Consider the following 11,491-nt stretch of genomic DNA (forward strand, 5'->3'; position numbering starts at 1 on the left):
TGCCTCGGCGCGCTTGCTGCCGCCTGGCTGACAGGCTCCAAGACGTCACTGGTGGTCGCTGCCGCCGCTGCAATTACCTGGCAGATCACGCGTTCTGAGTTGGGAGCGGGTGGATTGCTGGAGGGCGTTATCGGACTTGCGCTTCTTGCAGCCGTATTCACCCACTCATTGGTTTACCCTGCGCGGCTGTCCCGTTGGGTGGCAATCTGCCTGCTCTGGGTGACTTATGGCAGGTGGTTCGGAGAAACTGCTGAACTCCTTACAGCGGGAGACGATGTCATCATGGCGATGGTCCTTGCAGGTGCTGGAGGTCTGGCAGCTGTGATGATCCTGATCGACCCCGTTGCGGACTTATTCGTCAAATGGTCGAGTGACTTACCGGCACGCAGCCATGGCCGTTGGCTGATGACCCGATCGATGCAGGACGCAGGCATGCTGATCGTCTGCGTGCTGGTCGTGCTCGGCCTTGTTCTGCTGCCGGAAATTTCTGACAATCCATCCGCGAGCGGACTGCTGCAATATCCTGCTTTGGTGCCGCTCGGAAGCGCCATTCTTCTTTTGATTGCAGGGTTGTTGCTGTCATTCAAGACTGCCAAATCGCAAGCGCTGTTTGCCGCGATTGGACTTGTGCTGCTGGCAATCCTGTCACCGATTGTGACCGTTAGCGTGCTCGTTGTCGCTGCCCTCAGTCTTGCTGCGCTCATCAGCCTTTGTGTTCTGGGAACCTGGTTCAACAACCGCTTCTGGATGCTGTGCGCTTATCTGGGGTTGACCGCCGTTGCTTTGTGGCTTCTGGAAGAGACGATCGGGTCTCTTCTCGGACAATCCCTTTTCTTCCTTGTTGCGGGTGTGCTGTTGCTTGCCATGGCGCTCTGGCTGGCTCGGCTGTTCAGTTCCGGCAGGCGCAGCCCTGATACGTCAACACTGGCCAAGGAGGGGCAGGGATGAGCTTATCGGCTGATACATTGCCGCCCACTTCAGACATCAAGGCAAGTAGATCCTACCTTCGCTGGGGCCTCCTGGCCTTGATCCAGCTTGCGCTGATTGCCATTCCGCTTGCGGATCGGCTTCAGGTTCAGATGAGCGGGACGGTCGTGCCGATGGAACTTGTCCCGGTCGATCCGAGGGATCTTCTGCGCGGTGACTATGTGATCATCAATCTCGCAATCGCACGGATATCAACGGATGTTCCCGGAACTGATTCCGCCGAGATCGGTGAAAGGATATTTGTTGGTCTGCGGTCCGAAGGCAAGGGGCCGGCCAAACCGGTCGTCGTTGCGAGAGATCGAAAGGACGCAGGTCGTCTGGCAATTGAAGGAACTGTAAACCGGATTACCGGTGACTTCGTCCAGGTCGACTATGGCATCGATGCTTTTTTCCTGCCGGAAGGAGAGGGGCGATTTATCGAAGATCTGGATACGAGCCGGGTCATGCTGGAGGTTGCCATCGATGAAGAGGGACAATCCCTGCCGCTTACGCTTCTTGTCGATGGAAAAGTGTTCAAGTCCGACGGCACCTTTTGACGAAGACCTGAACTGAAGGTATGAGCGCTCAACTCTCACTTTCCTTTCAAAAGGCCTGCCATGTCTGATCCAGCGCTCGACACCCTGTTGCTGCCTCTCGAAACAGAGGCTGTTGAGCTTGCCGAAAATGCGAGAATTCTGTTCTTGCGAGCGCGTGCAGGACGGGCGCTGGGCGTTTTGAACAAGCACCGGGTCTTGTGCGTACAGAGTTTTGCGCCGGATCGCGACGCCCTGGTGAAAGCAGGGTTCACGGTCGAGGCGGATACGGCGGATGACGCCTTCGATGCGGTTCTGGTTCTTCCCACGCGCCAGCGGCAGGAAGCTCGTGCCCAGCTTGCAATGGCGGTGTCCAAGGTGAAGCCGGGAGGCTTTGTGCTGGCCTGTGCCCCCAATACGGAGGGTGCCAAAACACTTGAAAGCGACCTGGCGACGTTGCTTGGCTCAGTGGAGAAAATGACCAAGAACAAGTGCCGCGTTGTTTGGCGAACGGTCCAACCTGGTGAGACGAACGAGCGCCAACTTGGCGACTGGCAGGCGCTTGATGTTCCAAGGCCGGTTCTCGGCGGGTCATATGTGAGCCGTCCGGGGATCTTCGCCTGGGACCGTATCGATCCGGCTTCGAAATTGCTTGCGGAACGCCTGCCTGAAACGTTGAAGGGGCGCGGTGCCGATCTTGGTGCTGGTTTCGGTTACCTTTCTCGCGCAGTTTTCGAAAAGGCATCTGACGTGACCGCGATGGACCTCTATGAGGCAGAGAAGCGGGCACTGGACCTTGCCGAGCAGAACCTTTCCGGCTTCAAGGGAAAGAAGGTGATGAACGGCATCTGGTCGGATGTCACCAAAGGCATTGAAGGCCCTTACGACTTCATCATCTCCAACCCGCCGTTTCATCAGGCAGGCAAGGCGGATCGGGCCGATGTCGGGCAGGGATTTATCCGTGCGGCCAGTGCTGGCCTGAAGCCCGGTGGCGAGTTCTTTCTGGTCGCTAACCGGCATCTGCCTTACGAGCAGACCCTGTCACAGGTTTTCGCAAACGTTACCCAGCTTGCCGATGAAGGTGGTTACAAGGTGATCAAGGCCGTCAAGGCCAGGGGAGGACGCTGACATGCGCCTGGTGAAACTCATCGCCAATCTGGGATATGGCAGCCGAAAGGAAATTCAGACGGCAATCCGCAACGGATGGGTGACAGACAAGGACGGCAATCGCCTGAAGGCTGACAGCAAATCGGCGCATGAAGACATCCTGTTTGACGACGAGCCTCTCGATCCTGCCCATGGTGTTGTCATCCTGTTGAACAAGCCAGTTGGCTACACGTGTTCCACCAAGGATCAGGGACGCCTCGTCTATGATCTGCTGCCGGACCGGTTTCGAATGCGCAAACCGGTGCTGTCTTCCATAGGGCGGTTGGACAAGGAGACGTCCGGCGCTCTCCTTTTTACCGATGACGGTACGTTTCTTCACAAAGTGATTTCGCCGAAATCGAACGTGCCGAAAATCTATGACATCACGTTGGATCGCCCGCTCAAGGGCGATGAAGCGACCATTTTCGCCTCCGGTGACATGATGCTCGAGAATGAAGACAAACCGTTGAAACCTGCAGAACTGGAAGTCTTCGACGAAACCCATGCCCGCCTGACACTGCATGAAGGCCGATATCACCAGGTCCGTCGCATGTTCGCCGCGACCGGCAATCACGTTGCTGAACTTAGTCGCAGCCGCATCGGGTCACTGGGTCTGGAAAGCGTCGCGGAAGGCGAATGGAAAATTCTGTCGGATGCGGAAAAGGCGAAGATCTTCGAATAGGGCAATCTTCTCCAAACTCGCTTCATTGTCATCCCGGGCAACCAGCGGGAGACCCGGGATACAGTACCCTCTGTCGCTGGTCCAGAGCACCAGTGTCTTCGCTCTTTGTTTCCGGTTCCCCTTCTGTGGCTTGAGCCGCGAGCTTTCGCATCTACTGGATTCCTGCTCTCCGCTCCACCGCAGACGGGATGACAATGAAGGTTTGAACACGCGAAAAAACACCCGGCACAAGGCCGGGTGTCAGTGATCGTTCACAAGCGCGAGACGTCAGCCTTTTGATCGGCTGAGGACGCGAATGCGGCTGTCGAATTCGCCACGATCCACGTAGCAACCGCGCAGATGCCGGAAGCCGGTGTTCGGATCGAAGGCGGCCCGACCATGCAGGACGCGGCGGTTGTCGAAAATCACCATCTCACCACCCTCCAGGCGCGTCGTCATCACGTATTTTTCCGACCGGGTCATCTGCATGATTTTCCGGTAGGCACGGTAATAGGCTTCCATCCTGTCGGCGGGCAGGTCAAAGATCCCGGCCAGATGGGCGTTGAAATGCAGTTCGTGCAAATTGCCGAAAGCATCAAGATCAATCACCATGTGATGGCGGCGGATATCATAGTCGTCGTCGTGAAAGCGGAATGGAACGGGTGTTTCGGCAAGCAACCTGAATGCATCCGGGTCTGTGGTTTTCAGATCAGCGGCAATTGCGAAACCGTCGCAGAAAGTCGAGCCGCCACCCTCGGCTTCGTTGGCCAGGCAATGCAGGAACTGAAAGCCGGGAGGCAGTTCCTGGTTAGCAAGATCCGTATGCAACGGCAGGGCATGGGATGTGTAGGCGAGATTGTTCGGATTGGGCTTTGACATCACCTCGAAAGTGGTGCCGAAATTGGTTTCCCGCAGAAAGCCGATACGTTGCGCTATCGCCATGCCGGCATTTTTGTCATCGACCATGCCGTCGACGATGGAAAGGCCGGTCTTTTTACTTTCGACAAGAAATGCCAGCAAGGCATCGTCACTCGACATCAAGTCCAGAGCCGACGCACGCGGCAGATCATTGGGAGGAAGGTCGCCGCGCCACAGCACTGGCTCAACACCAGCGGGATCTGAAAGGCCAAACCCGGGGCGGTGATCATAGAGCCATTCCGGGTCGTAGCGGCTGATGTGGTCGCCATCGTCCCAGGTCAGAACAATGTTACCGTTTTCGAGAGCAGCATTGGTCACCGAAAGTTCCAGTGGAATGCTGGTGAGATCGAACTGGCGTTCCCGGGTCTGTGGGTGAAAGCCGCTGGGGCAATTGTCCCGAAGCCACAGGAAGGGGAAGTCTGCGCTGGTCCCGTCCGGCCAGGCGACATGAAGCACGCGGTCACCGCCGCGCAAAGATGCGGTTGTCATGTATTGATCCGTTGAATTTTTGTAAGCAATCAGGTTCGGCGTCGCCTTTAGCAACGCACGCATCAACGGCAGGTGGGCGGAGGCCACCACCAATAGGCTTTGTTATGCGGATTTCCGGGGTTGCGCCCGAGGATCGCGAACATCCAAATTGAAACCTGTTTGAAGGCGTGGCCTTCTGTTTAACTTCGCTGAAGTAATTGCATCAAATAAAACACCCGGCAAGAGCGATTTTGCCGGGTGGTGAATTTCAATTCATACCGCTGGTTTTATGAGCTTGACTCAGCTCTTCCCGGCACGTGCCGCAAGCGCGATTGCAATGTAGCTCCAGCCGTTGATCAACACCGAAATTCCCGCGATCAGGCCCAGTGCCCAGGTGGCGGATCCAGGAAGGTCCATCCAGATCATGATGCCGGCGGCCAGCGAAACGATGCCGGCAATCAGAACCCAGACCCAACCCTCATGAGGGCGCAACTTGAAAGCCAGCAAAATCTGGCTGATGCCCTGCGCCGCGAAAATGGCCGCGATGACAAGTGTCAACGCAAAAGTACCGGCAAGCGGGTTAAGGTAAATCACGATACCGCCGATAACCGCGATGATGCCGGTGATCAGATTCCACAGAAAACTCGATGTTCCCTGTGTCTTGAACGCGTTGTAGATCTGAACCAGGCCGCCAATGAAAAGGACGGCGGCAATCAGGATTGTGACGGCGATAGAAGTCGCCAGAGGTGCTGCAATCAGAATTATTCCACCAATGACAAGCGCTATTCCCAGAGCCAGGAACCAACCCCAATTATCCTGGATCTTAGCTTTCATATCTTCCACAGCCTGAACCGCATCTGACATTTGAATCTCCTCACGTTCCGGTTGCTGTGAGCAACGGTAACCTCTTTGCAGGAAAACGCAAATTCCTGATGACATTACTAGTGAATAAGCCGTTTGAGCACTTCGGCTTGACTTTTGGTGTGTATATGCACACATGTGGCGCATGGAGGAAGATGATTTCTCACTTTGTGTCCTGGACAATTCCCGCAAGGCAGCGCGGGCGGTCAGCCGGTATTACAACGGCCTGGCCCGGCAGGTCGGTATGACCGCCGGACAGTTTTCCGTGCTTGTAGCGGTCCGGCAGGCGCGCGACGAAACCACCGGCCAGCTGGCGGACAGGTTGTCCATGGACCGCACCACACTGGTGCGCAACGTCGCACTTTTGGAGCGTGATGGACTGTTGAAATCGGCACCTGTCAGGGAAGGCAAGGCAAAGTGTTACCGCGTGACAGAGCGCGGCGAGGACTTGCTTCAGGAGGCGTTGCCGCTTTGGCGCAAGGCGCAGAGCGAAGTCAAGGCGTTGTTGGGAAATGATGATTTCTTCAAAACAATCAGATCCTTGAAGAAATTATCCGAACTTTAGTCTGGGCTCTTTGAATCAGTTTCTGAAGTGCCTGGAAAACTGCGTGAACAATCATTACGTGCCTTGAGGGCACGATCAGACGTCAACGAAGCGAGGTGGAAAATGCGGCGAGTAGTAGTCACCGGTATGGGTGTTGTATCACCGGTAGGAACCGGTCTGGATGCGTTTTGGAAGCGGATCACGGCAGGGGCAAACGGTATCCGCAAGATCAGCCTGTTCGACCCCGACGGCCTTGCTTGCCAGATCGCCGGAGAGGTTCCCTCCAAAGCCGAAGATGAACATGGGTTTGACGTTGACGCGGTAATGGAACCGCGCGAACAGCGTCGTTCAGACCGGTTCATTCACTTTGCCATGGGCGCGGTTCAGGAAGCACTTGCCCATGCCGGCTTCGAACCGAAGACAGACAGGGAAAAGGAACGGACAGGTACGATCATCGGTACTGGTGTCGGTGGATTTCCCGCAATGACTGCCGGAACACGCCTGGTGGACGAGAAGGGCCCGCGCCGTGCGTCGCCTTTCCTGGTGCCGTCGTTTCTGGCCAACCTGGCAGCCGGGCAAGTCTCCATCCGTCATGGTTTGAAAGGGCCGTTGGGGGCGCCGGTCACCGCTTGCGCCGCCAGTCTTCAGGCCCTGGGGGATGCCGCGCGCCTGATCCGTTCGGGCGAAGCCGACGTGATGGTCGCCGGTGGGGCGGAGGCCTGCATCGACAAAGTTTCCTATGCGGGATTTTGCGCAGCCAAGGCTATGTCTTCAAAACGCAACGACGATCCCGCGCATGCATCCCGGCCGTTCGACCAGGACAGGGACGGCTTCATCATGGGGGAAGGTGCGGGCATTCTGGTTCTGGAAGATCTTGAACATGCCAAGGCACGCGGTGCCAACATTCTGGCTGAATTGAGCGGCTACGGCACGAGCGCGGACGCCTTCCATGTCACCGCATCGTCTCCGGACGGTGAGGGCGGCTTGCGTGCCATGCGTCAGGCTCTGGCGACTTCTAACCTCAGTCCGGCGGATATCGGTTATGTGAATGCCCATTCCACCTCGACACCCGTCGGAGACGCGGCTGAGGTCGCCGGATTGACCACATTGTTCGAGGGTCGTGGCAAGGACCTTGCGGTCTCCTCGTCGAAATCGATGTTCGGGCATTTGCTAGGGGCGGCTGGAGCCGTTGAAGCGATTGCGTGCGTGAAGGCATTGATGAGCGGCCAGTTGCCGCCTTCCCGTAATCTCGAGGCCGCCGATGAAGGGATGACCAGGTTCGAAATGGTCTCCGGAAAGGCGATTGCCCGCGAGGTCAATCATATCCTGACCAATGGTTTCGGTTTCGGCGGCGTCAACGCCAGCGCTGTTTTCTCCAGGGTTTGATTGTAGCCAATTCGGACCAGGGTACTTGTAAGATCACTATTTCCCATTTATGAGAAAAATCTCATTAATGGGAAATTGCAATGTCAAACGTTGAACAGCACCTTGCCCGGCGGCTTATCGAGTTGCGCCGGGCCAAAAACTGGCCTCTGGAAGATCTGGCGGAAAAAACCGGCATCAGCCGGGCAACACTGTCACGCATCGAGCGCGGAGACACCAGCCCGACGGCATTGGTCCTTGGCAAATTGGCCTCCGCTTTTGGCGTGTCCATGGCCGAACTCTTTGGTGCTGTCTCGGAAAGTGCCGAACGGCATGTTTCCAAGAATGCGCAACCCGTCTGGCTTGATCCGGAAACCGGATTTCGACGGCGCTCGCTTACCCCAGCGGCCAGTGGCTACCGTGGAACGGTGATCGAAGGCATGCTGCCGGCCGGTGAAACAATTTCCTATGACGCGCCACCAGTTCCGGATCTGGAGCACCACCTGGTGCTCCTGGATGGCAAGCTGCGCTGCACGCTTGGCCCGGATGTTTTCAATCTGGAAGCCGGCGACGCTCTGCGCTTTCGCCTCAACGCTCCCAACAGCTATCACGCCTCAGGCAAAGCGCCTGCGCGCTACCTTCTGACGGTGATCACACCATGACGCCTTCAAACTCCAATCCATCGAACTCGGCTGCTTGTGGCTTCCAGCCCAAGGCACCGGTTTTCCTGCTGTCACCGGAAGATGTTCGCTCATCGCTCAACCAACTGGGAGAACTTCTGCTCGCCTGTGTGGAAGATGGCGCGGGCATTGGCTTCATCCTGCCGCTTTCCATTGAAAAAGCCGAAGCCTTTTGGGAAAGCCGATTGCCGGAACTCCAAACGCGGGACGCTTTTTTGATGGTCGCACGGGAGGGAGACGAAATTGCAGGTGTCGTCATGCTGGCTCTGGCACCCCAGAACAATGGTCTGCACCGCGCGGAAGTCGCCAAACTGATGGTGCATCCGAACCACCGCCGCAAGGGAATTGCCCGCAAGCTGATGACCGCCATCGACGGCCTGGCCCTGTCTTTGGACCGTTGGCTGCTCGTCCTCGATACGGTCACCGGCGATCGGGCCGAAAATCTCTACCCGACCTGCGGCTTCCGGAAGGTCGGCGTCATCCCGAATTACGCCTATGGCAGCCACGGATCGCTGGATGCAACGACGGTGTTTTACAAGGACCTGAGGTGAAGGAAGGGTAGGTCAACCTGCCTCGTTCAGCATTTCCAGCTCCAGCCACTGTTCTTCCGCGGCATCCTTTTCCGTCGTCAGTTCGGTGATTTGCTGGGAGATCTCGGCAAATTTGTCCGGATTTTTGGCGTAAAGCTCCGGGTTGTTCATCTCGCTTTGAAGTTTCTCGAGCCGTGCTTCAAGTTGCTCGATCGTGTCCGGCAGTGTCTTCAGCAGATGCTGCTGTGTGAAGGTCAGCTTGGACTTTTGCGGTTGTTTTGAGATCGTGCCGTTCGAGGATGTTTTTTCTTTTTTGACCGGTGCTGCCTTTTCAGCCTTGCGTGCGGTGACGCCTTCGCCGCGCTGGGCCAGCATATCGGTGTAACCGCCTGCGTATTCGCGCCAAAGACCTTCGCCTTCCGAAACGATGACAGAGGTTGCCACCCGGTCGAGAAAGTCACGGTCGTGGGAAACGATCAGCGCTGTTCCCGGATAGTCGGCAAGCAATTCCTGCAGGAGGTCCAGCGTTTCAAGGTCAAGATCGTTGGTCGGTTCGTCGAGCACCATCATGTTGGATTTGTTCGCCAGCGCGCGGGCAAGCATGGCACGCGCACGCTCGCCGCCCGACAGGGCACCGACCGGTGTCCGTGCCTGTTCGGGCGAGAACAGGAAGTCCTTCATGTAGGACATGACGTGCTTGGTTTCCGAGCCGATGACGACCATATCACCACGTCCGCCCGTCAAGGTGGATGACAGGCTGTCATTGAGATCGAGATTCTCGCGCTTCTGGTCCAGCGTCACCATTTCCAGATTGGTGCCGAGCCGGGTCGAACCGGTGTCGGGTGTCAGTTCGCCTGTCAACATTTTGAGCAACGTCGTCTTGCCGGCGCCATTCGGCCCGACAAATCCGATACGGTCCCCGCGCTGGATGCGCGTCGAGAAGTCCTTGACGATGGCGCGCGCGCCATAGGTCTTCGAGATGTTTTTGGCTTCGATCACCAGCTTGCCGGACGCTTCAGCCTCTGTGGCGCTCAGTTTGGCGGTACCTTGCGGGCCGCGGTGTTCGCGCTTCTGTTTCCTGAGTTCAGCCAATTCGCGCACGCGGCGCATGTTGCGTTTGCGGCGCGCGGTGACGCCATATGTCATCCAGTGTTCTTCGCGCTTGATCTTCTGGGCGAGCTTCTGCTGGTCGACTTCCTCCTGCTCGAAGACTTCGTCGCGCCAGGCTTCGAAGTGGGCAAATCCCTTGTCCATGCGCCGCGAAACACCCCGATCGATCCAGATGGTGGCGCGCGAGAGGTTTTCAAGGAAGCGGCGGTCGTGCGAGATCAGGATGAGAGCCGATTTCAAGCTCTTGAGTTCTTCTTCCAGCCATTCGATAGCGGGAAGATCGAGATGGTTGGTCGGCTCGTCCAGAAGGAGGATATCCGGCTCCGGGGCAAGCGTGCGTGCCAGCGCCGCACGGCGGGCTTCACCACCGGAGAGCTCGCTCGGACTTTCATTGCCGCTCAGGCCGAGCACCTCCAGCAAATAGGCACCCCGATAAGGATCATCGCCTTCAGTCAGGCCTTCATTCACATATTCAAGTGTGGAGGTATAGCGCGACAGGTCCGGGTCCTGCGGCAGGTATCGCACGGTACGACCCGGTTGAAAGAACCGCTCTCCCTTGTCCATTTCAATCTGGCCTGCGGCAATTTTGAGAAGTGTGGATTTTCCCGAGCCGTTGCGTCCGACGAGGCAAAGACGATCGCCTTCCGAAACCGACAGCTCAGCACCGGTCAAAAGCGGAGTGCCGCCAAAGGTCAGATGAATGTCGCGAAGTGTCAGCAGAGGCGGTGCCATTGGGGCCTTTTCGTTATCGTCAAAACGTTGGATCGGCGCCCGGTTTACTGGTCGGCAGGGGACCGTGCAAGCACGATGAAAGCTGCGACCGCGCATAATTGATCGGACACTGCGAGATTTTCCGGGTGTTTTGAGATATGATCAAAAGCAGTGGACAGGGCCAATCACCTGGCGCCGCCCGGTTGGGACGGCAGGAGACGGCAGTATGTTTGATTTGATCAAGGGTCGCTCCGGAGATAGCAAGCTTCGGAAAATCACAAAGTCATGTGCTTTGGCGGCGCTGCTTACCGTGGCAACGGCAAGCGTTGCGACCCTGACTGGTGCTGGAACTGCGCGCGCCGATGGCATCTATTTCGGCGGCAGTGGCGTCGGTTTTTCATTCGGCACTGGAGGCTATCGCGGATACCGAGGCGGATTTTACTACGGGTATGCGCCACTCGGGTTTGCCGGACCCCCCTTCCGTCCCTACGGACCACCTTACTATTGCAACCCTTACGATAGGCGCGCCTATCCATATCGGTCTTGTGCGTATCCCAAGCGGTCGCGTGTCTATGTCGCACCGCCGCGCTATGTTGCACCTCGTCGGTATGTAGCGCCGCCCAGATATGTCGGGCAACCTCAGCGCGTGCCATACACGAAAAACGGACTGGCTCCGTTCACGCGGCAATGGGTGGCTTACTGCTCCCATAAGTTCAAATCGTTTAATCCGAATACGGGCACTTATCTGGCCTATAGCGGAAAGTATCGATTTTGCCGCTAGCTTTGAAATATAATTTCTCGCACCGGCACTAGAATATTTGACGACCCTTTAAATTGGCGGAATAATTTTCCTCAATATGTAGTAATATTGCAAAAACATCGCCTTTTTGCAGCAAAGGTCGAAATGTGTCGTTGGGAGAAGCTTGATTGCGCGCAAAGAGCGTGGAATCTTGTGCGCCATCGTTCCATTTGCTTCAACTATAACCCACGATGGGAGAGCG

At 56.9% G+C, this 11,491-nt stretch carries 12 protein-coding genes; 9 read left to right on the forward strand and 3 right to left on the reverse strand.

Features of this window, described 5'->3' with window-relative positions; translation table 11 throughout:
• From K5905_RS15955 to K5905_RS15970, 4 genes are all read left to right on the forward strand, one after another.
• The coding region (locus tag K5905_RS15955) for a DUF2157 domain-containing protein (RefSeq protein ID WP_297585662.1) at positions 1-948 on the forward strand (948 nt) is incomplete at its 5' end.
• The gene (locus K5905_RS15960; protein WP_297585664.1) at positions 945-1,523 is read left to right on the forward strand and encodes a GDYXXLXY domain-containing protein; all 579 of its coding nucleotides are present in this window, start codon (positions 945-947) and stop codon (positions 1,521-1,523) included. The genes K5905_RS15955 and K5905_RS15960, both read left to right, overlap by 4 nt.
• Before the next feature lie 60 nt (positions 1,524-1,583).
• Positions 1,584-2,627: a class I SAM-dependent methyltransferase gene (locus K5905_RS15965; RefSeq protein WP_297585665.1), complete on the forward strand. Its 1,044-nt coding sequence runs from the start codon at positions 1,584-1,586 to the stop codon at positions 2,625-2,627.
• Between the two features lies 1 nt (position 2,628).
• Positions 2,629-3,327: a pseudouridine synthase gene (locus K5905_RS15970; protein ID WP_297585667.1), complete on the forward strand. Its 699-nt coding sequence runs from the start codon at positions 2,629-2,631 to the stop codon at positions 3,325-3,327.
• A gap of 267 nt (positions 3,328-3,594) precedes the next feature.
• Here K5905_RS15970 and K5905_RS15975 read toward each other — a convergent pair whose 3' ends face one another.
• Both K5905_RS15975 and K5905_RS15980 read right to left on the reverse strand, forming a co-directional pair.
• Positions 3,595-4,713 (reverse strand): TauD/TfdA family dioxygenase, encoded by a 1,119-nt coding sequence (locus tag K5905_RS15975; RefSeq protein ID WP_297585669.1) that lies wholly within the window; start codon positions 4,711-4,713, stop codon positions 3,595-3,597.
• A 279-nt stretch (positions 4,714-4,992) separates the two neighbouring features.
• On the reverse strand, positions 4,993-5,556 hold the full coding sequence (locus K5905_RS15980; RefSeq protein ID WP_297585670.1) for an HdeD family acid-resistance protein: 564 nt from the start codon (positions 5,554-5,556) through the stop codon (positions 4,993-4,995).
• Positions 5,557-5,698: 142 nt separating this feature from the next.
• Here K5905_RS15980 and K5905_RS15985 point away from each other — a divergent pair, with 142 nt between their 5' ends.
• The 4 genes from K5905_RS15985 (at position 5,699) to K5905_RS16000 (ending at position 8,690) form a co-directional block, all read left to right on the forward strand.
• Complete coding sequence (locus tag K5905_RS15985) at positions 5,699-6,118, forward strand: MarR family winged helix-turn-helix transcriptional regulator (RefSeq protein ID WP_297585671.1); 420 nt, start codon at positions 5,699-5,701, stop codon at positions 6,116-6,118.
• A 102-nt stretch (positions 6,119-6,220) separates the two neighbouring features.
• On the forward strand, positions 6,221-7,483 hold the full coding sequence (gene fabF, locus K5905_RS15990) for a beta-ketoacyl-ACP synthase II (protein WP_297585672.1): 1,263 nt from the start codon (positions 6,221-6,223) through the stop codon (positions 7,481-7,483).
• A gap of 80 nt (positions 7,484-7,563) precedes the next feature.
• Positions 7,564-8,121 carry a helix-turn-helix domain-containing protein gene (locus K5905_RS15995; RefSeq protein ID WP_297585673.1) on the forward strand — a complete coding sequence of 186 codons (558 nt, stop codon included), beginning with the start codon at positions 7,564-7,566 and terminating at the stop codon, positions 8,119-8,121.
• A complete protein-coding gene (locus K5905_RS16000; RefSeq protein WP_297585674.1) occupies positions 8,118-8,690 on the forward strand; it encodes a GNAT family N-acetyltransferase in 573 nt (190 codons plus the stop codon). The genes K5905_RS15995 and K5905_RS16000 overlap by 4 nt, the downstream gene beginning before the upstream one ends.
• A 12-nt stretch (positions 8,691-8,702) precedes the next feature.
• Here the strand turns inward: K5905_RS16000 and K5905_RS16005 are convergent, their stop codons facing one another.
• Positions 8,703-10,511, reverse strand: coding sequence for an ABC-F family ATP-binding cassette domain-containing protein (locus K5905_RS16005; RefSeq protein WP_297585675.1), 1,809 nt, complete (start codon positions 10,509-10,511; stop codon positions 8,703-8,705).
• A gap of 205 nt (positions 10,512-10,716) precedes the next feature.
• Between K5905_RS16005 and K5905_RS16010 the strand changes: the two genes are divergently transcribed.
• Entirely contained in the window at positions 10,717-11,271 is a 555-nt protein-coding gene (locus tag K5905_RS16010; protein WP_297585676.1) for a BA14K family protein, read from the forward strand.
• The last annotated feature ends 220 nt before the right edge of the window (positions 11,272-11,491 follow it).

The sequence above is a fragment of the Roseibium sp. genome, from assembly GCF_025698965.1.
Classification (GTDB): Bacteria; Pseudomonadota; Alphaproteobacteria; order Rhizobiales; family Stappiaceae; genus Roseibium.